A 23,306-nucleotide genomic window follows, 5' to 3' on the forward strand; every position below is an offset into this window, starting at 1 on the left:
CAGCTTGCAAAGGGCCGCGGGTCAGGGATCGACCTCGTCGACGGGGTCGACGACCCGCACGTCGAGGAACCACAGGCCGTGCGCCATCGCGTGGCCGTCGATCTGGACGTAGTAGACGCCCGGATCGAGCACGAGATCGAGGAAGCTGCGCTGGGGATCCGTACCGATCGTGCAGGAAAGCGGCATTTCGGTGCCGGGGCAGGCCGGGCCGCGGCGGACCGAGAGCAGCGTCTCGTAGCCCGAGCCGGCCATGTCGAGCACCACCCGGCGACGCGCGGTGAGCGTGAGCTTCAGGAGCTGGTCCCGGGCGCCGCGGTCTTGCGTGCCGGCGCGATCGCACCCCGCGTCGAAATCCGCGGCGGCGTTGGTCGTGTTGCCCTGGAAGAACCCGCCGGTCTCCGGGATCTCCAGCGCGCCCTCGCACGCGTCGGCGAAGGGCACCAGCGTGGGCGGCGCCGCCGGCCGCACGAACGCCGTCACGCTCACGGGCTGGCCGAGCTGCGCCTCGGCCACCACGCGGTACGACCCCGGGGGGACGCCGCGCCGCGCGCTCCGGAGCGGGCTGACGTCGCCCTCGCCGCACGCGAGCCGGTCGTCGGCGCCGCCGCACGCCGGCGCGGACAGGGCGATCGAGCCGCTGTCGCCGGCCGACAGCCGCTCGACCAGGAGCACGTCGGACGCGACCTCCAGATCGAGCGCGTACGCGGCGTCGACCGAAGGCGGGCCGCAGCCGAGGTCGACGTCGTCCTGGTGGCCGAGCAGCGAGACGGCGACCGTCCGGTTCGGCGCGAGCGGCGCCGCCTCGGCGCAGCCCTCGTCCGGCGGCGGGTCGGTCGGCGGCGCGAGCTCCAGCGTGACGAGCACCGAGGTCGGCGCCGTCGCAGAGACGGCGACGGCGTAGACCCCCGCGGGCAGCGCGCGCCGGAAGAGGTGCGGCGCCGCCGCCGTCTGGCAGGTGAGCTCGTCCTCGGGCAGCGCGCACCCCTCGGACCGCAGCGAGAGCGAGGGCTCGCCGTCGCCGTCGGTCGAGACCGCGTAGAGGTCGACGTCGCTGGGCTCGGTGAGCTCGAACGTGTAGACGAGCTCCCCGAGGTCGGTCTCGCACGCGGTCCCGAGATCCCGCGCGGCGTCGAGGATCGTCGCCAGGACCGGCGCGCCCGGCTCGAGGGGCGCCGCGGTGCCGCACGTCTCATTTTCGGGCGCCGGCGAGGGCGGCAGGAACGCGACGTCGACGACGACCGGCGCGCCCTCCGCGGTGGTCACGTAGACCGGCAGCGCCGTCGCCCGCTCCGGATCGCCGAGGCCGCGGCCCCGGAGCTTCGCGAGCTTGCCGCCGTCCGCGCTCGGGTGCGGGCGCCCGCACGCGAGCTCGGTCGCGGCGTCGCCGCACTGGCCGGCGAGCGTCACCGCGACGTCGGTGCCCTCCGTCCGCGCGGTCACCTGCACGTCGACCGGCGGCCCCGGCGGCAGGAGCACCGCGGCCACCACGTCGTGCGTGCTCATCGGGCGGGGCAGGCCGCACGAGCTCGCGTAGTGGAAGCCCGCGCCCGCGGTGTTCATCGCGTACGAGCCCGGCGCCGAGATCTCCAGCGCGTCGGCGCACGTGTCGTGCTCCGGCGAGACGCAGCCGGACTCATCGGTGCGCCCGTCGCAGTCGTCGTCCCGGTCGTTCCCGCAGATCTCGGGCTGCAGCGACGACGCCGTGGGATCGGCGTCGTCGCAGTCGTCCCCGCCGCAATGCGCGTCGGGATCGCCGTCGAGGTCGGCGTCGCGCGGGGCGCTCGAGCACGTCCTGGTCGCCTCGTCGCAGGCGTCGATCGTGCAGGTGCTCCCGTCGCCGCACGCGATCGGCTCGCCGGGCACGCAGCCGAGGCGCGGGTTGCACCGCTCGACCCCGTCGCAGTAGACGTCGTTCTGGCACGCGCTGTCGTCCGGCGTGAAACGGCACCGGCCTGCGTTTGTGTCACAGGCGTCGAAGGTGCAGGGAAATCCGTCCTCGCATTGATCGTCGTCGACGCACGGACCGCCGAGCGTCGGGTCCGCCGGAGCCTGCTCGCCCCCTGCGCCGCCCGCGCCGCCTTCGCCGCCAGCCCCGCCTGCTCCGCCCGCCGACGGGAAGGGGCTCGGCGCGCTCGAGCCGCAGGCGGCGCCCCCGAGCGCCGCCGTCGCGGCTGCGGCACAGAGAAGAGCAAGAGGCGTCAAGGAGGAAGGAGAGCGAGTTCGCATCGAACGAGGTGAGCGGCAATGAGCGTAGCAGGGCACCGCCACGTCTGGCATCATGGCGCGCGATTCCGCGGAGCGTGGCGGATAGAGGGAAAAACAGGGTGACCAGCGACAGATTGACCCGACCCGAGCTGACGTGGCTGCTGGCGCAGGAGGCGCGCAGCGCCGCCCAGAAGCTCCGCCAGGGCGTGGGGATGATCGCGACCGAGACCACGCCGCCGCCGGTGCCGTCGCCGGACGACGGCTCGGGCGGCGTGGAGAGCACGCTCAACCGGCTCGACGAGGCGGTGAGCATGCTCGCCTCGCTCCACGGCCGGCCCATGCCGCGCGGGCGGCGCGGCCGCGTCGACCTGACGGCGCTGCTCTGGGAGGTCGCGCCCGAGGCGCGCGTGCAGATCGAGATGGGCGAAGGGACGACGGTGTTCGGCGACGAGACCGAGCTCCGGCGGATGCTCCAGGTGCTCATCGCCCAGGGCGGCGATCCCACGAGCCAGGCCGGGGCGCCCGACGTGAGCATCCACCGCGTCGGCGACGAGGTGAGCGTGCGCGTCAACCTCGGGCCGGAGACGCCGGTGAACTTCGAGACCGAGCGGGTGTGGCTGTCGCGGATGGCGCTGCGCTACGGCGGCCGGCTGGAGCTCGACGGGCAGATGCAGACGCTGACCTTGCCCGCCGAGGTCGATCTCCAGCGCCTCGAGGTCGAGAGCCTGAAGAAGGAGCTGGCCGCGGCGCAGGCGCAGGGCGAGGCCTACGCGCGCGAGCTCGCCGCGGTCTTCTCGCGGGTCGAGGGCGAGCGCGAGCGCGGGTCGCTGGCCGGCATCGTGTCGCGGCTGAGCGGCAGCGATCCGGTGTCGCACCTGCCGCCGAGCGGCGACAGCCTCGCGGTGCTCGTGGCGGCGGTGCGGGTGCTCGGGACCCAGCTGCGGGGCATCCTGTCGGCGATCGGGCGGGACATCGCGCCGCTCCGGTCGCACGGCGGCGACGCCGGGGAGACGGCGGCCTCGGTGGGGCGCCACGTGACCGCGGCGTCGGAGATCGTGAGCGATCTCGCGAGGCTGGGTGCGTGCCCGCTCCACGAGTTCCCGCGCCACTGCGACGTGGCCGACGTGCTGCGCGACGTCGTGAAGGACGACCTCGCGCGCGCGGCGCGCCACGACGTGCGCGTGGTGGTCGAGGCGCCGGAGGCCGCGCAGGAGGTGGTGCCGCAGGGCGCGCTCACGGTGCTGCTGCACGCGCTGCTCGATCACGCGATCAGCGCGTCCCCGCCGGGCAGCGAGGTGATCGTGACGCTCGTCGAGGGGCCGGGCGGGGTCGAGATCACGTTCGACGACGCGGGGCCGCCGCTGCCGGCGGCGGCGCGGAGCGTGGTGCTGAGCCGCGATTTCGAGGCGGTCGCGCAGGGGAGGCCGCCGGCGCTGCCGCTCATCGCGGCGCACGCGATCGCGGCGCACACGAACTACGGGATCGCGATCGAGGACGGGCCGCGCGGGGAGACGCGGGTGCGGCTGACGATCCCGAGGGCGGGGTAGCTCCGGGCTGCCCGGCCCGGGGCGGCGCTGTTCCCAGCGCGGCGCGGGGGCCTCGTCTGGAGCGACAGACGGGTTGGAACCGCCTGAAAAGCGCAGAATTTCGAACCGCCAAGCCGCTAAGAACGCCAAGAAGGGAATCCCCTCTCGGTGTCCTTGGCGGCTCGGCGGTCGAGCTCTCGCTCGATCAACGCGATCTGCGGTCTAGAAGAGGAACGAGGTCGCCGAGAAATCCACCTCCCGGTGGAGGTTGAAGCCACGCACGACGTCGATCTCCTCGAGCTTCGCCGACGTGGTGACAGGTCGGTCGTCGCCGCGCCCCACGAGCGTCGCAATAGCCCTGTACTCGTCGGGCGGAAGATCCACCGTCAGGATGAAGTCCTCGCAACGCGCATACTCCCTCGCCACCTCGACGCTGCCACGGTAGATGATCAGCTCGAGATCGGCCCTGCCGCCGCTGAAGCGAGCGCAGTCCCGCGGCTCGCGCCGGTCGTCGATTGTCCACTCCATCACCAGGCTCCCCATCGACGACGGCCGAGGCCGATGCCGATCGCCGTCCTTCACCTCGAAGAAGCAGCCCAGGGCCAGGAAGCTCGATAGAGCGAGGCCGCAGATGGGAATGACGCTCTTCTCCTGATTCATGCTCGAATCCGTCCTTTCGCAGCCGCACCACTGTCAACGCGGCGTGTAGTAACCGCGCCCCCGCTCGCGGGGAAAGCTCAGCTCGCGCTCCGGCACGTACCTCGGCGACGCACGGTACGTCTGCCGGTAACGCCTGAGCTCCGCGGGCTCCTCCTCGAAGATGACCCAGCCCCGGTTGGTCGGGTAATACCACTGGCCGTCGACCAGGTACGCATAGGTGCCGCGGAAATAGACGCGCGGAGACGCCGCGATCTCCACCGGGACGACCTCGGCGCGCACCGCCGGGAAGCCGGACACGACATACCCCTCCGCCCCGACCGTGCCCAGACACCCGACCAGCAGCGAGGCGCCGGCCGCGAGCGCAGCCGCCGCGAGCGCAGACCTCGCCACCGAGAGACACCTGGGCCATCTTCGCTCGCGCGAAGTCACGATGTTGCTCTGCTTCACGTCATTGCTCCTCGGAACGGAGCTCAGCAACGTGAGTGCCAGCGCGGGGCGGCGCGACTCGGCATCTCCCGCGACCGGGCGCTCAGCGGCCCGCGCCGGCCGCGCCGAGCGCGCCGGCGAGCGCGAGCGCGCGCTGGATCTCCGCCGACGTCACCAGGCCGATCACGTGCTCCCCCTCGTCGAGCACCGCGACCGCGCTCGCCTCGCCGCTCGCCAGCGCGTCGAGCGAGCCGGACGCGTCGTCGCCGGCGCGCGCCCTCGGCACGTCCACCGGCATCACCGCGCCGACCGTCGCCGGCTCGGCGCCGCGCGCGAGCTGGCGGGCGAGATCCCAGACCGTCACCACGCCGATCTCGCGGCGCCCCTCCCCGCCCCGAGGATCGTCGATGACCCGCGCGCCGACCAGGTTGTGGCGGAGGAGCCGCTCGGCCACCGCGCGAGGGCTCTCGTCCGCATACGCGTCGCCGAGCCGATCGGTCATGAAGCGCGCGACCGGGAGGCCCCGGAGGAGATCGCGCGTGCTCGAGCGCGCCTGCTCGGCCGAGGCGCCCATATGGACGAACACGGCGATCAGCACCAGGATGAGGTTCCACGAGAGCAGACCGAAGAGCCCGAAAGCCACCGCCATCGCCTTGCCGGTCGCGGTCGCGACGCGCGTCGCGCGCGCCCGCCCGAGGCGGCGATGGAGCAGCCCCCGGAGCACCCGGCCGCCATCCATCGGGAACGCCGGGAGCAGGTTGAACACGCCGAGGATCGCGTTCGTGATCGCGAAGGCGAGGAGCGCCACGCCGACCTCCGCCGGCGCGGGGAGCAGGCGATACGCGGCGTAGCTGCCGAGCGCGATACCGAAGCTCATCAGCGGCCCGGCGAACGCCATCCACGCCTCGTGCTCGGGATCGTCGCGCTCTATCTGCGAGACGCCGCCCAGCATCATCAGCGTGATCGCGCGCACCTGGATCCCATTCTTGAGCGCGACGAGCGCGTGGGCCAGCTCGTGCGCCAGCACGGCGATGAACAGCCCGACCGCCAGGATCGCTCCCCAGGCGAGCGGCGGCAAGCGCAGCGCCTCGCGCGGGATCTCGAGCGAGGCCGCGATGAACGTGAACTGCGACGCCGCCGCGTACGCGAGGTACGGCAGGAAAATCAGCAGCGTGATGTGCAGCCGGATCGGGATTCCTCGGATGCGCAGGACTGTCAGCCCCTGGTCGAACATGTGCCTCCTGATCGCTGGTACAGATGGGGCCGACAAGCACCTTCGCAAGCCGCCGAGACGGCGCCAATGCATGGAAAATCAGGGCAGCGGCGCAGACGCCGAGCGCAATGCAGGAGGCGCCCGCAGCCCCGCGCCCGCGTCCAGCGCACGCGCGTCCGTCCTAGGCGGGAATCGGCGCGCGCGCGCGGGTCCCCGAGGCGCACAGCGCAGCGCGGCGCCCCCGCCGGCCACAGATTGGCGTAGCTTGGTGTGACCGAGGTCGTCATGCGCCAGCGCGTCCCCGATGCATTGATGGCAGCGAGCACGGAAGAGCTCACGAAGGTCGAGCTCACCGTCCTGGAATCCTCGCTCTCCGGCGGCGTGCCCAAGGACCTCACGGGCCATGTGTTCGCGATCGGCCCGGTCGGCTCGGTGGACGGCGGGCTGCCCAGGGCGGACGGCGCGCCGATCCTCAATGGCAATGGGATGATTTATCGGCTCGATTTCGGCGGCGGCGGCGCGGTCCGTCTGACCTCGAGGATCGCGCGCACGCCCTGCTATCACGCGGACGCCGCCTCGCGCCCCGGCGCGCGCTTCGAGGCGCTCGGCTTCCGCGACGCCGGGCTCCTCCGCTTCTCGCCCCACCTCGGCCTGCGGGACCACCTCAATCATGCGTTCGTGCCGATGCACGCGCCGCGCGCGCCCGCGCGGCTCCTCGTCACGGGCGACACGGGGAGGCCTTACGAGATCGATCCGGCGACGCTCCAGCTCGTCACGCCGGTCGGGCGCAACAGCACGTGGTACCCGGCGGCGCCCGTCGACCACCCCTTTCCCATGACGCTGGCGACGGCGCACCCGTGCTTCGACGCGGAGCGGGGCGAGCTGCTCACGGTGAACTACGGCCGCTCGCTCCTCCACCTGTTCTCCGCGTCGCTGCCGCGGCTCGACGAGATCGCCGCCCTCCCGCGCTCCTGGGACCGGCTCGCGTCGGCGGCCGCGTCGATGATCGAGCAGCAGCTGCTCCGGCCGAGCGCGGATCGGCTCGAGCTCCTCGCGAAGCGCGCGCTCGAGCGCCTGCCCGCGCGCTTCCGCCCGAGCGCGCCGCCCGGGCCGGGCGACCTGCTCGCGCGGCAGGCGGCGCGCTTCGGCGGCGTCGCGCTCGACGAGGCGGCGGGCGACTTCGTGCACCTCTTGCGGTGGGACGGCCACAACGAGCCGGAGCGGCACGCGCTCCTCCTGCCGAGCGGCGCGCCGGTGCGCATCGAGCAGAGCGTGCATCAGCTCGGCCTGACGCGGCGCTGGGTCGTGCTCGCGGACACGGCCTTCCGGATCGGCCTGGAGAGCGTGGCGTGCCGGGGCTCCGGGGAGAGCCCGGGGGTCGAGCGCCTCCTCCGGTCGCTGCTCACGATGGCCCACGAGCCGAGCACGACGTTTTACCTGGTCCGGCGGGACGCGCTCCGGCCGGGCGGCGGGTCGGTCGTCGTGAAGAAGGTCGTCGTGCCCCTGGAGACGCTCCATTTCCTCGTCGATTACGAGGACGCGGGCGACCGCATCACCGTGCACGCGGCGCACAACTGCGCCACGGATCACGCCGAGTGGCTCCGGCCCTACGACCGGCACGCGGCCGACAGGGCGCCGGCGCCGGCCCGGCTCCGCGGGCTGTCCCCGCTCGGGCAGGCGGACGTGAACCGCATCGGCCGGTATACAATCGACGCGGCGGCCGAGCGCGTCGTGGATCAGGCGGTGTTCGCCGACCCGGCGCGGGCGCTCGGCGTCGGCCTCTATGCGCACCGGGAGGCGGGCCCGTCGTGGATGCCGCCCGATCGCATCGAGAACGTCTACTGGCGCGGCGCCGGGATCTGGGACGAGCTCTCGACCGAGTTCATCGATCGGCTCTACGCGGCGCACCCGCATCGATCGCTGTCCCTCCCGGCGCTCCGGCGGATGCGCGCGGAAGGCGGGCACCCCGACAGCCTGTTCCGGTTCAACCACCGCGCCATGCGGATCGAGGATCGCTACGAGTTCCCGCAGCGCGCCGTGGGGTGTTGGCTCAGCTCGCTGCAGTTCGTGCCCCGCCGCGGCGGCAGCGGGGCGGACACCGACGGATACGTGGTCGCGCTCGTCACGACCGCCCACCGCGCTGAGGTCTGGATCTTCGACGCGACGAACCTCGCTCGAGGGCCGCTCTGCAAGCTCGGACACCCGGCCTTCCGGCCGGGGCTCACCCTCCACACGGCATGGCTCAACGCCGCGTCGCCGTGGAGAAACGGATACAAGGTCCCGGTGCGCGAAGACTACGAGGATTTCGTGGCCGACGCCCCCGTCGACGAGGTGAAGGCGCTGTTCGAGGAGGCGGTCTATCCGCGGTTCGCCTGAGCCGCCTACAGGCAGGGGGCCGCGGCGCGGGGCAGGGACGGCTCGGCGCCGCGCGCGGGGGCCTCGGCCCCGAGGCCGTCGCCCCGCTCGAGCAGCACGCCCGCGGCGCCGTCGCCGAGGATCGCGGTGATGTGGTCGTCGACCCACGGCTGCCCCGCGCGCAGGCGCCACGACCTCACCTCGCTCGCCACGAGGAGCACGCGCCGCGCGCCGCGGTAGAGATGCCGAGTCGCCGCGTCGAGGGCCGCAGAGAAGCCGCCCTGCGCCGACCAGAGATCGAGCGCCAGCGCGGGGGAGAGGCCGGCCATGCACGCGGCGAACGCCGCCCCGCCGGCCTCGCCTCGCCCGCGGTCGTCGCTCGTCATGATGAGGACATCGACGAACGGGTCGCGGAGCCGCCCCGCCTCGATGAGCTGCCGCAGCACCGCCGCGGCCATGGACAGCGTGGTCTCCGCCGCGCCGGCAAAGCGCCGCTCCACGACGCCCGTGGTCCGCTGCAACCACTCTGCGGAATAAGGGAGGCCATAGCTCGCGATGAGCTCCTGGTTCGTGACGATGCGCTCCGGAAGATAGGTCGCGACGGCCGTGATGCGACACTCTGGCATGTTTCCGCTCTGTTCAGCGCCCGCAGCCGGCGGCCGCCGATCCTGCAAACCTGGGTCAAGACAGCTCGATCCGGCGCTCCGCCCCCGCCGATCGGCCAGCGCCGAGCGCGGTGGCAAGCCAGCGTCCCGGACGACATGAGACAACCCAACGTCGAAACGAAAAGGGCAGTGCGGCAGACTACAAGTTCGGATGCTCCCTCCCCGTCTCCGACATCCAGCACTGGACCATTTACAGAACGTCCTGCGCAAGTGGGAATGACGGCCGCTTCGGCTCCGTCGATGCCGAGGGGAGCGGCGCCAGGGATAGAGCGGCGGCGCGGGCGCGCGCTCGCGACGCGGCGCGTCGCGGGCACTCCGGGGCTTGAAGGAAGCAGCGCGCGGCGCGCGCGGCTCAATCGCAGGAGGGGTCGTCACACCGCTGTTGCGGCGGGGGTGGCGCCGTGGCGGATCGAGCCCCCGCGCCTCACGGTGGCGTCCGCGAAGCGGACACAGCCGTAGTGCTCGCCGGCCGAGATCGCCGTGGCGTTCGAGGTGCCCGCGGCTCGCATCGCCGGAGATCGACCCCTCGGCGACCACGCCGGGAGCTCCGGGCCACGGGCGGCAAACACCGCATCACGCCCTGGCGCACCGGCGCCGTTCATCGCCTGCCGTCCGGGAGGTTACGTCCTCGCTACGCCGCGCGCAGGCGGCTTCGGACACGCGCCCGGGCCGGAAGCGCGGGCGCGTGAACGGAGGCGCGCAACGACGCGAACCGAGCGCGACGCAGCGCTCGAGCGATCATGTCGCGGAGGGAACGAGGATGACGGCGGCGGACGGTTCCGGCCGGAGTCGAGATTTATGCTCTCGCGGGCGCGCGAATGCACAAACGTATCGGAGCGCTCTGCGCTGAGCAGGCAGGGCGCACCGCGCGCGTCTCCCTCGGACGGCGCGAGCGATTGCGTCGGCGCTGCGCGGAGGCCGGGGTTTCTCTGGGTCCGGAGGGAGGTTCCACCTATTGTGAGAACACCGCTGCTCGCCGCGGCCGCGCGCGCGACCGCGGCACGGCGCGCCCTGCGCGGCGCGCGGCGCTCTCGCACGGCAAAAGCTCCCGGCGTGGGGCAGAGGTCCTCGTCCCCGGCGCGAAATCGGCGCGCGCGGGGCCGCCGCCGCGCGCGCGCCGCGCCTCGCCCGGATCCACCGCGATCGAATCGCGGAGAAATACCAAGGGAGCGCAGATCCGAGGAGCGCCTAATTCGCGGACGCTACCCGCGAATTCACGAGGTCTCGAAGCGGCAGCCTCTGCACAGGAGCGCGAGGCACACAGCCTGCTCTTGGGTGAGCCAAGGTGTTCGGGGGCCGCAAGGCCTATCAGGGACACCGGGGAGGACCAATGATCTCGATTCACGGCAAGATGATGGGTCTCGCGATGGTGCTGGCGCTCGGGGCCGGGTGCGCGGTCGGCGCGGATGAGGAGTTCGACGTGGATGACGAGAGCGTCGACTCGACGACCCAGGGGCTGGAAGAGGCGGAGCGCGGCGGGTACGCGGCCCAGTCTCAGGCTCAGATCGGCCAGATGGGGCCGAGCAAGCTCGGTCTGCCCCCGAGCAAGGGTCTGCCCCCGAGCAAGGGCCTGCCCTCGAAGGGCGTCATGCTCGGCAAGGGCGAGCTCCTGCCCAGCAAGGGCATGCTGCCCAGCAAGGGCGAGTTCCCGACCAAGGGCAGCCTCCCGAGCAAGGGCTACCCGACCAAGGGCGGGTACACGGGGCAAGGCCCGGCGCAGCTCGGCCAGGTCGGGCAGGAGGCGCAGCTCGGCGCGCCCGCGCAGATCGGCCAGGCGCAGCTCGGCGCGCCCGCGCAGATCGGCCAGGCGCAGGTCGGCGCGCCGGCGCAGATCGGCCAGGTGGGCGTCGGGCAGACGGGCGTCCTGGTGGGGCAGGAGACCGGGCAACGTGACGGCGAGCGCTGCTTCGGCGGCTTCGGCGGCCTCGGCTGCGGCGGCTTCGGCGGCTTCGGCGGCTTCGGCGGCTTCGGCGGCTTCGGGTGCGGTGCGACGGCGATCACGACGTCGGTCACCAGCTTCTTCCCGAACTTCATCAATCCGTGCTTCAGCCCGTGCGGCTTCGGCGGCTTCGGCGGCTTCGGCTGGTGATCTCGATCTGACCGCACCTCGCCGGCCGGCGCCCGAGGCTCCGCCTCTCTCCGGATCCCGCGGCGCCGCTCCGGCCCTCCTCAATCTCCCGGGCTCTCGAGCGCCGGCGGCCTGGGGTTGGATATCCCAGGCCGCCGGTAGCTCCTCTCTCTCCCTCCCTCCGCCGCTCGCGCAGGAGCCCCACCCCACCGCCGGCCGGTGGGGAGCGCGCGAGCCCCCGATCCCCTCAGCCGCCCTGACCGAGGGCGCGATCCAGGTAGAACGCCGCGCTGACCAGCCCGAGGTGCGTGAACGCCTGGGGGAAGTTGCCGAGCAGCTCGCCGCTCGCGCCGATCTGCTCGGAGTACAGCCCGAGGTGGTTGGCGTAGGTGAGCATCTTCTCGAAGATGAAGCGCGCGTCCTCGAGGCGGCCGGCGCGCGCCAGCGCCTCGACGAGCCAGAAGGTGCAGATGCTGAAGGTGCCCTCCTTGCCGGTCAGGCCGTCGCCGGCGCCCTTGCCGAGCTCGTAGCGGTGGACGAGCGTGTCGCTGGCGAGCTCCGCGAGCGTGCGGTCGATCGTGCCGACGATCCGGGGGTCGGTGGGGGAGATGAAGCGCATGAGCGACATGAGCAGGTTGCTCGCGTCGAGCGCCGACGAGCCGAAGGACTGCACGAACGTTTTTCGCTCCGCGTCCCAGCCGTGCGTCATGATCGCCTCGTAGATGTCGTCGCGCGCGCGCGCGACGCGCTGGCGATCGAGCGGCAGCGAGCGCTTGTCGGCGAGCCGCAGCGTCCGGTCGAGGGCGACCCAGCACTGGAGCTTCGAGTACACGAACTGCTGCCGTCCGCCGCGCACCTCCCAGATGCTCTCATCCGCCTGCTCCCAGCGCTGGCATACCCAGTAGGCCATGCGCCGGAGCTCACACCAGAAGTCGTAATGGATGGGCGATCCGTACTTGTCGAACAGGTACACCGAGTCGATGAGCTCGCCGTAGATGTCGAGCTGGAGCTGCGCCGTCGCCCCGTTGCCGACCCGGACCGGCCGCGACCCGCGGTAGCCGTCGAGGTGGGTGAGCGCGACCTCGGGCAGCTCGTGGCGGCCCTCGATACCGTACATGAGCTGGAGCGGCCCGGTGGGGCCGTCCTCCTCGGAGACGCGGGCGCTCAGCCATTCCATGAAGCGCGCGGCCTCCTCGGTGTAGCCGAGCCGGAGGAAGGCGTAGAGGGTGAACGCGGCGTCGCGCACCCAGACGTAGCGGTAATCCCAGTTGCGGACCCCGCCGATCTCCTCGGGCAGGCTGGTGGTCGCCGCGGCGACGATCGCGCCGGTCGGCTCGAACGTGAGCAGCTTGAGGACGAGGGCCGACCGGTCGACCATCTCGCGCCAGCGCCCCTTGTAGCGCGACTTGCCGAGCCACCTCCGCCAGAACTCGACCGTGCGCCGGAGGGCGTCCTCGCCGTTGATCGGCGTGGAGAGCAGGCCGTCGCTCGCGGTCCAGTCCTCGACCTGGCGCAGCGCGAACGTGGCCGACTCGCCGGGCTGCAGCACGAAGTCGGCGGTCACCCCGCCGGCGCCGTCGCTCGACAGGGGAACCGGGCTGATCAGCGCGAGGTCGAGGCCATCCGAGTCGAAGACGGCGCCGCGCGGGTCGTCGAGGATGAGGCGGTGGGGGCGGCGGGCGAAGTCGATGGCGGGGCGGCAGGCGAGCTGGAAGCGCACCGCGCCGCGGACGGCCCGCGCGACGCGGACGATCTGGTGCATCCCGCGGCGGTAGGCGCCGTACGGGTCCCGGTGGATCGGCATGAAATCGCAGACCTCGCCGACCCCGTCCGCGTGGAGGAAGCGCGTGAGGAGCACGTTGGTGTCGGGCATGTACATCTGCTTGCGCGACGCGGCGTGCGCCGCCGCGAGCGCGAAGCTGCCCCCCTGCTTGTCGTCCAGGATCGCCGCGAACACGCTCGGCGAGTCGAAATGGGGCAGACAGCACCAGTCGATGGATCCATCCATCCCGACCAGCGCCACGGAGTGCATGTCGCCGATGACGCCGTAGGACTCGATGGGCTTGTAGGGCATCACCCCTCCATAGCGCCCGCCCGGCCGAGAGGAACCTCCCCCCGCCGATCTTTCGCGGCGCCCGCCCTCACGACCTCGGCGGCAGCCGCGAGAGCTTCCGCTGGAGCGAGCGCCGGTGCATCCGGAGCTTGCGCGCGGCCTCGGAGATGTTCCCCTCGCAGTCCGCGAGCACGCGCTGGAGGTACTCCCACTCCACCCGCTCGAGCGACGGCAGGTCCTCGTCGCCGCCCGCGGCCGGGGCGAAGCCGAGCAGCGACCGCGCGCACCGGGCCGCGTCCACCGGCTTGGTCAGGTAATCGACGGCCCCGGCCCGGATCGCCGCCACCGCGTTCGCGATCGTGCCGTACCCCGTGAAGACCACGATGCGGATGCCGTCGTCCATGCTCCGCAGCGCCCCGACGAGCTCGATCCCGCTCTGCCCGGGCATCCGGACGTCGACGAGCGCGTACTCGAACACGTGCTCGCGCGCCATCGCCGCGGCCTCCTCCGCGCTGCCGGCGAGGAACACCGCGAAGCCGCGCTGCCCGAGCGCCTGCCCGAGCGCCGACCGGAACGTCGCGTCGTCGTCGACGATGAGCAGCGTCGGCTCGCCGGTGGGCTCCGCGCTCATGGGTCCACCGGCGCGAGGCGCAGGGCGACGCGGGTGCCGGCCGGCTGCCTCGCCGACACCGTGAGCCGGCCCCCGACCTGCTCGATGAGCGTCCGCACGAGGTAGAGCCCGAGGCCCATCCCCTCGCCGGGCGCCTTGGTCGTCACGAACGGCTCCCCGAGCCGCCCCTCCAGGCCCGCCGGGACGCCCGCCCCGCCGTCCTCGACGCTGATCACCGGCGCGCCGCTTTCGTCCCCCACGGTGACCACGATCGGCCCCGCGGCCGCGGGGCTCGGCCCGAGCGCGGCGAGCGCGTTGTCGAGGAGCGCGAACAGCGCCGCCTCGATGTCGGCCGCGTCGAGCGGCACCGTGCGCCGCGGCGCGAGGTCGCCGCGCACCTCGACGGCGACGCCGGGGTGCGCCGCCTGCCACGCCGCCACGCCGCGCACGGCCGCCTCGCCGACCTCGACCCCGGCGCGCAGCTCGTCCGCGCGGACGTCCGCCCGCATGCGCGCGATCACGACCCGGCAGCGCTCGACCTGCTCCGCGATCGTCCGGGCGCGGCGCCGCGCGGCGTCGCTCGCCGCCGGGTCGCTCTGGCTCTCGCCGGCGAGCACCGCGATCGTCCCGAGCGGGGTGCCGAGCTCGTGCGCGGTGCCGGCGGCGAGCGCGCCGAGGGCCTGGAAGCGCGAGGCCTCCTCGGCGCGCCGGCGGAGCGCCGCGTTCTCGGCCGCGCTCTCGTCGAGGGCGCGGCGGACCTTCAGGAGCACGTGGGCGACGAGCGACGAGCTCAGCACGAAGGCGAGGAGCATCCCGTAGAGGTGGGTCGAGAAGGCGCCGTGCTCCGGGTGGCTCGGGCAGCACGCGCCGGCGGGGAGCGCGAAGAGCGCCGCGAACAGGCACGCCGCGAGCGCCGCGAGCGCGAAGGTCGTCCGCGCCGGCAGGAGCGCGGCGGCGAGCGCGACGTGCACGAAGAAGAGGGCGCTGAACGGGTTGCCCGCGCCGCCCGACGCGGCGAGGACGCCGGCGATCGCGACGAGGTCGAGCGCCACGACGCCGGCGACGAGGGCGCTCTGCGCGCCCTGCTGGGACCGCACCCGCCGGGCGAGGGCGAGGTTGAGCCCGCCGGCCAGCGCGAGGATGGGCACGGCGATGCCGTACCGGACGTGGTAGCCGAAGAGCGCCTCGTCGGCGATCAGGGTCGCGGCGAGCAGCGCGAAGACGGCCCAGCGCAGGCCGACGAGCCACCGGAGGACGATCCCGCCGGCCGGCGCCCGATCGAGGGAGGCGTCGTGCGTCACGGCGGGAGTATACCGCAAAGGGCCCGGGCGGCCGCGGCCCGAGCCGCGGGAGCGCGGCGCGCCACTTCAGAGCGCCGCGGACGAAGGATGCGCGGTCGGCGCGGCGCTGGCGCGCGCCGGCCGCCGCCTCGGAAGGTCGACTGGACAGGCTCTGTCGTCGTACCCTGGTTCAAAAACGCTATTCGTGGACGCTCGACGTGCCCTTCTGTGGCGCATAGAACGCACGGCACACGTCGACCGTGGGCTGTTGCCCCGGAGCAACCGTGATCGTCACGCGAGCATCGCCGATCCGGAGCCACCAGACATCATCATCCATCTGCTCCAGATGAATCCAATCATCGACGACGAGCTCGTCGAAGACGCCCTCCCCTTCGACCTCCACGCGCTCCACGCCGCGATGAGCGAGCACTCTCCACGTGCTTCCGACCGTCGGCGTCCGCTGCGATTCACTCATGGGAACGCGGCCGGAGCACGGAGAACAGCGCGCGCGGGAGCGGGTCCAGGGTCCCCTGATAGACGGTCTCCTCGCTGGAGAGGAGCTCGAACTCGGCCCCGAAGATCTCGCGGATCTCCTCGGGCGTGAAGCGGTACGGCCCTTCGGTCCACGGCTCCAGCGCGCTGAAGCACTTGAGGAAGAAGAACCCGCCGGGCGCGACGAGCCGCTTCAGCGTGCGGACGTAATCGCCCCTCCGGTCCGGCGGGAGCGTGTGGAAACAGCCGCGGTCGAAGACGACGTCGAACCGGTCGTCGAGTCGGCTGTCCAGGATGTCGTCCTGCACGAAGCGCACGGCGGCGCCCCGCTGCGCCGCCTGCGCCGCGGCCTGCTCGACGGCGGCGTGCGAGAGGTCGGAGCCGGTGACGTCGAACCCGCGCTCGGCCAGCGCAAACGCCTGCGTGGCCGGGCCCGTGCCGAGGTCGAGCGCCCGCCCGCGGGCGACCTGCAAGCGATCGAGCGCCTGCGCGAGATCGGGATCCAGGCCCGCGTGGTACCAGGGCAGGCGCTCTGCCGGGGTGTTTCGATACAGCTCTTGCCAGTCCGGGAAGTTTCGCTGCTCGCTCATGTCCAACCTTATAGTCCTCCGGAGCGGCGCCGCACCCGGCGTTCTCGTGTAGGCTCCGGCGCATGCAGCGGCGCCGGAGCGGAGGGGCAGGGCGGTGAGGATCACGTGCGTGGGCGGCGGGCCGGCGGGCCTCTACGCCGCGCTGCTCGCGAAGCAGCGGGACCCGCGGCGCGAGGTGGTCGTGATCGAGCGGAACCGCCCCGACGACACCTTCGGCTTCGGGGTGGTGTTCTCGGACGCGACGCTCGACAACCTGGCCGAGGCCGACCGCCCGACCTACGACGCGATCCGGGGCAGCCTCGCCCATTGGGACGAGCTCCACGCGCACTTCGGCGGGCGCGTCCTCGTGTCGAAGGGGCATGGCTTCAGCGGCCTGTCGCGCCGGAGGCTGCTCGCGATCCTGGAGGACCGGGCGCGGGAGCTCGGCGTCGCCCTGCGCTTCGAGGAGGAGGTGACGGACCCGGCCGAGGCGCTCGCCGGGAGCGATCTCGTGGTCGCGGCCGACGGGGTGAACAGCCGCATCCGCGAGCGCTTCGCCGACCGGTTCGCGCCGCGCATCGACGTGCGCCCCAACCGGTTCGTGTGGCTCGGCACGACGTTCCCCTTCGACGCCTTCACCTTCTACTTCGAGGAGAACCGCCACGGCCTCTTCCGGGTGCACGCGTACCGCTACGAGCCGGACCGCTCGACGTTCATCGTCGAGTGCCGCGAGGAGACCTTCCGGCGGGCGGGCCTCGATCGCGCGAGCGAGGACGATACGATCGCGTACTTCGAGGAGCTCTTCGAGGGCAAGCTGAAGGGGCACCGGCTGCTCAAGAACCGGAGCGTCTGGCGGAGCTTCCCCACGGTGCACAACGAGCGCTGGAGCTTCGAGAACGTGGTGCTGCTCGGGGACGCGGCGCACACGGCGCATTTCTCGATCGGCTCGGGGACGAAGCTCGCGCTCGAGGACGCGATCGCGCTCGTCGAGAGCCTGGGGCGGAGCCCGCGCGTGCCGGAGGCGCTCGCCGCCTACGAGGCCGAGCGCAAGCCCAAGGTGCTCGCGTTCCAGCGGGCCGCGCAGGTGAGCCTCCAGTGGTTCGAGAACACCGAGCGCTACATGGCGCTCGATCCGGTGGAGTTCATGTTCAGCCTGCTGACGCGGAGCCTGCGGGTGACGCACGAGGGGCTGAAGGCGCGCGACCCGGCGTTCGTGCGCGAGGTGGACGCGCACGTCGCGCGGAAGGCGGAGGCGCAGTCGGGCGCGCGCGTCGCGGCCGGGGGCGGCCCGCCGCCGCCGATGTTCACGCCGTTCCGGCTGCGGTCGCTCGTGCTGGAGAACCGGGTCGTGGTCTCGCCGATGTGCCAGTACTCGGCGGAGGACGGGCGGATCGACGACTGGCACCTCGTGCACCTGGGCAGCCGGGCGCTCGGCGGGGCGGGGCTCGTGATCACCGAGATGACGGACGTGAGCGCGGAGGGGCGCATCACGCCGGGCTGCGCCGGGCTCTACCGCGCCGATCACGCCGAGGGGTGGCGGCGCGTCGTCGACTTCGTCCACGCGCGCTCCCGGGCCAGGATCGGCGTCCAGCTCGCGCACGCCGGGCGCAAGGGCGCGACGAAGCGGCTCTGGGAGGGCATGGATGTGCCGCTCGAGCGCGGCGCGTGGCCGCTCCTCAGCGCCTCCGCCATCCCCTACCATCCGGGAAGCCAGGTCCCGAAGGCGATGGATCGCGGGGACATGGATCAGGTGACCTCGGATTTCGTGCAGGCGGCGAGGTGGGCGGACGAGGCCGGGTTCGACCTCATCGAGCTGCACTTCGCGCACGGCTACCTCCTGGCGAGCTTCATCTCGCCGCTCACGAACCGGCGCGACGACGCGTACGGCGGGCCGATCGAGGGCCGGATGCGCTATCCGCTCGAGGTGTTCGACGCGGTGCGGGCGGCGTGGCCGGCGGAGAAGCCGATGAGCGTCCGCATCTCCGCGACCGACTGGGCGCCGGGCGGGCTCACGACGGACGATCTCGTCGCGCTGGCGACGATGCTGCGGGAGCACGGCGCCGACATCCTCCATGTCTCGGCGGGGCAGACGGACCCTTCCGGCAAGCCGGAGCATGGCCGGCTGTTCCAGACGCCGCTCGCGGAGCTCGTGCGGCTGGAGGCGAAGGTGCCGACGATCGCGGTCGGCAACATCCAGAGCTACGCGGACGTGAACAGCATCATCGCGGCCGGCAGGGCGGATCTGTGCGCGCTCGCGCGGGCGCACCTCTACGACCCGTACTGGACGCGGCACGCCGCCGCGGAGCAGGGGTTCGACCTTGAATGGCCGCCTCAGTACCGGTCGGTCGCGGGGTATACGCTCCGCATGCGGTGACCCGGTGCCCGTCGTCGTCGGCAACGGCGCGACGGCGCGGCGGCGCGCTGCGCCCGCGGCGGCCTCGAGGATCAGCGCGGCGCTTGCGCGCTGCGCCTGCGCCATGCAGAGTCGCCTGACCCGATGGCGTCCGAGGACGTCCGCTACCGCGAGCGCGCACCACACCCCCTCTTGCGCGGTGCGGTGCAGAGCTACTCCACGTACGAGGAGCGACACACGGTGAGCACGGAGGAGCACCGCCTCCTGCCGGAAGCCAACATCGATCTCGTGTTCCACTGCGGCGATGCGCGCATCGAGGGGCGCGATGGCCGCCTGCGCCCCTTGCCGCCCGTCTTCGTGATCGGCGTCCGGGACGAGCCTGTCCGGATGGTGTCCCGCGGCCTTGCCCGCGTGCTCGGCGTCCGCTTCCACCCGTGGAGCGCGCTCTCCTTGCTCGAGCGCGAGGCCGATCTCCGCGGGACCTGCACGACGGTGGGCGCTGGGCTGCGGGCGCTCTCCGAGCGCGTCGGACCGCTCCTCGAGCAGGGCGCCTGCGACGCGGCGACGCGGCTCATCGAGGGGTGGCTGCTCGCGCGGCAGCGCGTGGCCCGCCCTCCCGCCGGCCCGGTGGCGGCGGCGGGTCACGCGCTGCACGCGAGCCACGGCGGCGCCCGCGTCGGCGCGCTCGCCGGGCAGCTCGGGCTGTCGGTCCGGCAGCTCGAGCGGCAGTTCAAGCGCGCTGCTGGTCTGTCCCCCAAGGCGCTCGCGCGGCTCATCCGCTTCTCCCGGGCCACCGAGCGGCTCGAGCGCGATCCGGACGCGAGCCTCACCGCGCTGGCCTTCGAGCTCGGCTATGCGGATCAGGCGCACTTCATCCGGGAGTTCCGCGCCTTCACGGGCATGAGCCCCGGCGGCTACGCCGGCGAGGTGCGGCGCCTCTCGCCGCGCGGCGAGGGCGCGCGGGGCGTAGATCGAGGGAAAGACACGCGCGGTTGACCTGCTGGCGAACGCGCGCCGATGTCGCGTTTGTTCAATCGGAGGCGGCGCGGGGATCGTTACGGTCGCCGCATGACGAGCACCGTCGAGCGCCGCTCCGGCGCGGGCCTGCGCCCTCGGGCGCTCCTGCTCCTCCAGGCGACGGCCTTCCTGAGCGCGGCCGGCAACGGGCTGGCCGCCCCGGTGGTCCCCTTCCTTGCCGCGCGCTTCACCGGCGACCCTGCCCATGCGGCGTCGGCCGTGGGCCTGCTGAGCGCTTCGTACTCGCTCTGCGCCTTCTTCTCCGCGCCGGCGCTCGGGGCGCTGAGCGACGCGACGGGCCGCCGCCCGGTGCTCGTGCTCAGCCTCGCGGGCTCCGCGGCCGGCTACGCGCTGTTCGGCCTCGCCGACGCCCTCCCGCTCCTGCTCCTCGGCCGCATGATCGACGGCCTCACGGCGGGCAACGTGGCCACGGTGTTCGCTTATCTGGGCGACACGACGCCCGACGAGCAGCGCGCCCGGAGCTTCGGGCGGGTGGGCGCGATGTTCGGGGCGGGGCTGATCGCCGGCCCCGCGCTCGGCGCTCTGGCCCTGAAGCTCGGCCTGAAGGCGCCTTTCTTCCTCGCGGCCGCCCTCACCGCGTTGAACGCCGCAGGGAGCTACCTGTTCCTCGCGGAGAGCCTCGCCCCCGAGCACCGGGCCAGCGCGCTATCGTGGCGAAGGCTCAACCCGTTCTCGCAGCTCTCGGGGCTCTTGCGCGTGAGGCACCTCCGTCCGCTCCTGACCGTGGGCGCGCTCTTCACGACGGCCTTCGTCTCGCTCCAGGCGACGTTCGCGCTGCTGGCCAAGGACCGGCTCGGGTGGGGCGCCGACGCGGTGAGCTTCGCCGTGATCGCGGTCGGCGCCACGGATGTGTGCGTCCAGGGGGTGCTGCTGGAGCGCCTGGTCAGGCGGATCGGCGACGCGCGCGTGCTGGCGCTCGGCCTCTCCCTGGTCGTGCTCGCCCTCGCGACCATGGGCCTCGTCGCGAGCCACCCTTCGGCGCCGGCGTTCGTCGCGGCCATCGTGGCGATCGCGGCGGGCGAGGGCCTGCTCACGGCCTCCTTCTCCGCGCTCCTGTCGCGCGCCGCCGGACCGGCCGCGCAGGGGCAGGTGCAAGGCGGCCATCAGGCGCTGCAGGAGCTGGGCTATGTCATCGTCCCGCTCGTCGCCACCCAGCTTTACGCGCGGGCCGGCATGGGCGCGCCGTTCTGGGCGGCGGCCGCGGCTGCGGCGCTCGCTGGCGTGGTCCTCCGGTCGAGCGCCATCGAGGCGCCCGCGCCCGGCGGGGGATCTTCGTGATGGGAGCGGCGAGCGCCTGACGCCCGGAGCGCGCCGGAGAGGCCCCTGGGCCGGTGCGGCGCGGCAGCGAAAAAAAGTGGGGGCCGGGCCTTGATCCTCACGCTACGTGAGGACCTAGCCTCCGGGGCATGGACGTCCTCCCCCGCCCTGGAAACAGGGGAAGCACCATGCGTTCAGCACCGTTGAAAGTCGGCGATCTCGCCAAGCAGACCGGCCTCTCCGTCCGTACGCTCCACTATTACGAGGAGATCGGGCTGCTGTCTCCGTCGCACCGCACGGCGTCGGGGCACCGGATGTACTCGGCAGGCGACGTCGCCCGGCTCCAGCAGATCAAGTCGTTGCGCGAGCTCGGCTTCAGCCTGGAGCAGATCACAGGGTGTCTGGACAGGCCGGGCTTCTCTCCGCTGGAGACGATCGAGCTGCACCTTTCGCGGCTGCGCGAGCAGATCGCGCTGGAGCAGAAGCTCTGCGCGCGGCTCGAGGGTCTGGCAAGCGTGCTTCGCGCGGGGGAGGACGTGTCTGTGGAGCAGCTCCTTCAAACCATCGAGGTGATGACCATGATCGAGAAGTACTACACCCCAGAGCAGCTCGCGGAGCTCCAGCAGCGCGCGGAGGCGATCGGACCGGAGAAGATGCGCGAGGCCGAGTCGGCGTGGAAGCAGATCTACGACGACATGCGGGCGGAGATGCAGAAGGGCTCCGATCCGAAGAGCGAGCCGGTGCAGCGGATCGTGAAGCGCATGCGGGAGCTCATCGACGCGTTCACGGGGAAGAATCCGGGGATCGAGAGCTCGCTGAACAGGATGTACAAGGAGGAGCCGTCGATGAGGAACCAGCACGGGATGGATCCGGCGCTGCACGAGTTCATCGGCAAGGCGATGAGCTAGTGCGACAAACGGGTTGAAACCGTCTGACAACGCAGAACTTCGAACCGCCAAGGCGCCAAGGTCATGTTTTCATCTTGGCGCCCTTGCGCGTCCTTGGCGGTTCGTCTCTTCGCACCTGCCGCTCCGCGCGACGGTGACCCCTCCCACATCGGCCCGTCCCGGCGCCGCGCGATGGGCCCCCTCCCCTCCCGCCTGATACCTAGCTATTTCCGTCCTCGTAGAGGTTCGACAGCCTCCTCCGTGCGCTTCCAAGCTTATCCAGCGTGGTAAAACTTACAAGCGATACGCGGTCGCGGATCGCTCCTGTGGACAACAGCGATCCCATGCCGGATTTTGCTCGATCGGATCGACTTCCTGGAGTAACAATAGCATTGGAATCTTGACACGGTGCTTGACACACGATGAGTGAACGACCGAGCTCGACGGAACTCGAAGGCGAGAACGCGGCCCTGCGCCAGCGCGTGGCCGAGCTGGAAGATGCCCGGGCGAAGCTGGAAGCGCTCTGCTCGGTGATCCCGATGTTCGTCGCCTTCATCGATCGCGACGGGGTCATCCAGGACGCGCTCCCGACGCTCATCATCACCGCCGAGATGGCCAGGCAGGGGCGCAACACCCGGATGGGCGCGGTGGTCCGAGAAGACCACCTCGAGCGCTGCGTCGCGGTCATCCGGGAGTCGCTCGCGAACCGAACGGTCCTGAGCCTCGAGTACCCCATCATGATGGGCCAGGACGAGGTGTGGTGCGAGGCCACCTGCAAGCCCTTCACGAGCGACACCGTCCTCTGGGTCGCCTACGACATCACCGCGCAGCGGCAGCTGGCGCACACCCAGGCGGAGCTGCGCGACTCCCAGGAACAGGTGATCCGGGCCCAGCAAGCCGCCCTGCGCGAGCTGTCCACGCCGCTCGTCCCGCTGGCCGAGGGCGTCGTCGCCATGCCCCTCATCGGCACCCTCGACAGCGCCCGCGCCCAGCAAGCCATGGAGAAGCTCCTGGACGGCATCGTCCAGCACCAGTTTCACACCGCCATCGTCGACGTCACGGGCGTCAGGAACGTCGACGCCGAGTCCGCCGACGCCCTGCTGCGCATCGCGCGCGCCGCGCGCCTCCTGGGCGCCCAGCTCATGCTCACGGGGATCAATCCGGGCACCGCGCAGACCTTGGTGGAGCTCGGGGTCGACCTCGCAGGCATCACCACCCGCAGCACCCTGCAGAGCGGCATCGCCCACGCCCTCGCCCGGCCAGGCACGCGCCCCGCGACGCCCGCGCCCGCTGCCCCCACCTCGGCTGCGCGCGCCCGGCGTGATCCCCAGGGGAGCTGATCCCTCGACGCCAGGCCTCCGGCGCTCCGGGGGACACGGGAGAGGCGCCACGCCCGCTGACCGCGCGGAAGCACCCGCGCCAGCGGTCGCCGCGTGTTCCAGCGAGGCAGCGCGAGCGGCAGCCGGCCCACGATCGCACACGCCGTGATGTGGCCTTTGTGCCGCGTGGGGCAATTCGCGCCACGGGCGACGGCGAAGCCAGCAAGCGCCCGGCGCGAGCGGGACCCCCGGCGCCGACGCGGGCAGGCTGGCAGCCTCCTTGTCCGTCCCGCTGCCGCCGCGCCCGGCCTGGCACTCGGGTTGCTCTCT

General features: G+C 72.6%; 18 protein-coding genes. 8 read left to right on the forward strand and 10 right to left on the reverse strand.

Annotated features, from left to right (window positions below; all coding sequences use genetic code 11):
- Positions 1-21 precede the first annotated feature (21 nt).
- A complete protein-coding gene (locus WME83_RS45960; protein ID WP_437316035.1) occupies positions 22-2,202 on the reverse strand; it encodes a MopE-related protein in 2,181 nt (726 codons plus the stop codon).
- Positions 2,203-2,339: 137 nt separating this feature from the next.
- On the opposite strand from WME83_RS45960, the gene WME83_RS45965 reads away from it, so the two are divergent.
- Positions 2,340-3,752: a sensor histidine kinase gene (locus WME83_RS45965; protein WP_437316036.1), complete on the forward strand. Its 1,413-nt coding sequence runs from the start codon at positions 2,340-2,342 to the stop codon at positions 3,750-3,752.
- 201 nt (positions 3,753-3,953) lie between these two features.
- Here the strand turns inward: WME83_RS45965 and WME83_RS45970 are convergent, their stop codons facing one another.
- The 3 genes from WME83_RS45970 to WME83_RS45980 all read right to left on the reverse strand — a co-directional run bounded on the left by WME83_RS45970 (position 3,954) and on the right by WME83_RS45980 (position 6,051).
- Positions 3,954-4,391 carry a hypothetical protein gene (locus WME83_RS45970; RefSeq protein WP_437316037.1) on the reverse strand — a complete coding sequence of 146 codons (438 nt, stop codon included), beginning with the start codon at positions 4,389-4,391 and terminating at the stop codon, positions 3,954-3,956.
- 33 nt (positions 4,392-4,424) lie between these two features.
- Complete coding sequence (locus WME83_RS45975; protein WP_437316038.1) at positions 4,425-4,781, reverse strand: hypothetical protein; 357 nt, start codon at positions 4,779-4,781, stop codon at positions 4,425-4,427.
- Between the two features lie 139 nt (positions 4,782-4,920).
- Entirely contained in the window at positions 4,921-6,051 is a 1,131-nt protein-coding gene (locus WME83_RS45980; protein ID WP_437316039.1) for a site-2 protease family protein, read from the reverse strand.
- A gap of 291 nt (positions 6,052-6,342) precedes the next feature.
- Here WME83_RS45980 and WME83_RS45985 point away from each other — a divergent pair, with 291 nt between their 5' ends.
- On the forward strand, positions 6,343-8,406 hold the full coding sequence (locus tag WME83_RS45985; RefSeq protein WP_437316040.1) for a carotenoid oxygenase family protein: 2,064 nt from the start codon (positions 6,343-6,345) through the stop codon (positions 8,404-8,406).
- A 5-nt stretch (positions 8,407-8,411) separates the two neighbouring features.
- Here WME83_RS45985 and WME83_RS45990 read toward each other — a convergent pair whose 3' ends face one another.
- On the reverse strand, positions 8,412-9,011 hold the full coding sequence (locus WME83_RS45990) for a hypothetical protein (RefSeq protein WP_437316041.1): 600 nt from the start codon (positions 9,009-9,011) through the stop codon (positions 8,412-8,414).
- A 1,369-nt stretch (positions 9,012-10,380) separates the two neighbouring features.
- On the opposite strand from WME83_RS45990, the gene WME83_RS45995 reads away from it, so the two are divergent.
- Positions 10,381-11,139 carry a hypothetical protein gene (locus WME83_RS45995; protein WP_437316042.1) on the forward strand — a complete coding sequence of 253 codons (759 nt, stop codon included), beginning with the start codon at positions 10,381-10,383 and terminating at the stop codon, positions 11,137-11,139.
- Positions 11,140-11,365: 226 nt separating this feature from the next.
- On the opposite strand, the gene WME83_RS46000 is transcribed toward WME83_RS45995, so the two are convergent.
- From WME83_RS46000 to WME83_RS46020, 5 genes are all read right to left on the reverse strand, one after another.
- Positions 11,366-13,192 carry a glycoside hydrolase family 15 protein gene (locus tag WME83_RS46000; RefSeq protein ID WP_437316043.1) on the reverse strand — a complete coding sequence of 609 codons (1,827 nt, stop codon included), beginning with the start codon at positions 13,190-13,192 and terminating at the stop codon, positions 11,366-11,368.
- A 67-nt stretch (positions 13,193-13,259) separates the two neighbouring features.
- A complete protein-coding gene (locus tag WME83_RS46005) occupies positions 13,260-13,802 on the reverse strand; it encodes a response regulator transcription factor (RefSeq protein WP_437316044.1) in 543 nt (180 codons plus the stop codon).
- Positions 13,799-15,082, reverse strand: coding sequence for an ATP-binding protein (locus tag WME83_RS46010; RefSeq protein WP_437316045.1), 1,284 nt, complete (start codon positions 15,080-15,082; stop codon positions 13,799-13,801). Before WME83_RS46010 ends, WME83_RS46005 begins: the two co-directional genes overlap by 4 nt.
- Before the next feature lie 178 nt (positions 15,083-15,260).
- Positions 15,261-15,491, reverse strand: coding sequence for a hypothetical protein (locus tag WME83_RS46015; protein WP_437316046.1), 231 nt, complete (start codon positions 15,489-15,491; stop codon positions 15,261-15,263).
- A gap of 37 nt (positions 15,492-15,528) precedes the next feature.
- On the reverse strand, positions 15,529-16,143 hold the full coding sequence (locus WME83_RS46020; protein WP_437316047.1) for a class I SAM-dependent methyltransferase: 615 nt from the start codon (positions 16,141-16,143) through the stop codon (positions 15,529-15,531).
- A 109-nt stretch (positions 16,144-16,252) separates the two neighbouring features.
- On the opposite strand from WME83_RS46020, the gene WME83_RS46025 reads away from it, so the two are divergent.
- The 5 genes from WME83_RS46025 (at position 16,253) to WME83_RS46045 (ending at position 22,997) form a co-directional block, all read left to right on the forward strand.
- Positions 16,253-18,496, forward strand: coding sequence for a bifunctional salicylyl-CoA 5-hydroxylase/oxidoreductase (locus WME83_RS46025; RefSeq protein WP_437322117.1), 2,244 nt, complete (start codon positions 16,253-16,255; stop codon positions 18,494-18,496).
- A gap of 123 nt (positions 18,497-18,619) precedes the next feature.
- Positions 18,620-19,471, forward strand: a complete 852-nt coding sequence (locus tag WME83_RS46030; protein WP_437316048.1) for a helix-turn-helix domain-containing protein — start codon at positions 18,620-18,622, stop codon at positions 19,469-19,471.
- A 72-nt stretch (positions 19,472-19,543) separates the two neighbouring features.
- Entirely contained in the window at positions 19,544-20,791 is a 1,248-nt protein-coding gene (locus tag WME83_RS46035; RefSeq protein ID WP_437316049.1) for an MFS transporter, read from the forward strand.
- A 167-nt stretch (positions 20,792-20,958) separates the two neighbouring features.
- A complete protein-coding gene (locus tag WME83_RS46040) occupies positions 20,959-21,678 on the forward strand; it encodes a MerR family transcriptional regulator (protein ID WP_437316050.1) in 720 nt (239 codons plus the stop codon).
- Between the two features lie 401 nt (positions 21,679-22,079).
- Positions 22,080-22,997, forward strand: coding sequence for an STAS domain-containing protein (locus WME83_RS46045; RefSeq protein ID WP_437316051.1), 918 nt, complete (start codon positions 22,080-22,082; stop codon positions 22,995-22,997).
- The last annotated feature ends 309 nt before the right edge of the window (positions 22,998-23,306 follow it).

Source organism: Sorangium sp. So ce385 (assembly GCF_051474135.1).
Taxonomy (GTDB): domain Bacteria; phylum Myxococcota_A; class Polyangia; order Polyangiales; family Polyangiaceae; genus Sorangium; species Sorangium cellulosum_D.

Coding starts and splice junctions, on each gene's coding strand:
- WME83_RS45970 (WP_437316037.1), bottom strand. CDS start 4,391: ATGAATCAGGAGAAGAGCGTCATTCCCATCTGCGGCCTCGCTCTATCG.
- WME83_RS45980 (WP_437316039.1), bottom strand. CDS start 6,051: ATGTTCGACCAGGGGCTGACAGTCCTGCGCATCCGAGGAATCCCGATC.
- WME83_RS45985 (WP_437316040.1), top strand. CDS start 6,343: ATGGCAGCGAGCACGGAAGAGCTCACGAAGGTCGAGCTCACCGTCCTG.
- WME83_RS45990 (WP_437316041.1), bottom strand. CDS start 9,011: ATGCCAGAGTGTCGCATCACGGCCGTCGCGACCTATCTTCCGGAGCGC.
- WME83_RS45995 (WP_437316042.1), top strand. CDS start 10,381: ATGATCTCGATTCACGGCAAGATGATGGGTCTCGCGATGGTGCTGGCG.
- WME83_RS46000 (WP_437316043.1), bottom strand. CDS start 13,192: ATGCCCTACAAGCCCATCGAGTCCTACGGCGTCATCGGCGACATGCAC.
- WME83_RS46005 (WP_437316044.1), bottom strand. CDS start 13,802: ATGAGCGCGGAGCCCACCGGCGAGCCGACGCTGCTCATCGTCGACGAC.
- WME83_RS46020 (WP_437316047.1), bottom strand. CDS start 16,143: ATGAGCGAGCAGCGAAACTTCCCGGACTGGCAAGAGCTGTATCGAAAC.
- WME83_RS46030 (WP_437316048.1), top strand. CDS start 18,620: ATGGCGTCCGAGGACGTCCGCTACCGCGAGCGCGCACCACACCCCCTC.
- WME83_RS46035 (WP_437316049.1), top strand. CDS start 19,544: ATGACGAGCACCGTCGAGCGCCGCTCCGGCGCGGGCCTGCGCCCTCGG.
- WME83_RS46040 (WP_437316050.1), top strand. CDS start 20,959: ATGCGTTCAGCACCGTTGAAAGTCGGCGATCTCGCCAAGCAGACCGGC.
- WME83_RS46045 (WP_437316051.1), top strand. CDS start 22,080: ATGAGTGAACGACCGAGCTCGACGGAACTCGAAGGCGAGAACGCGGCC.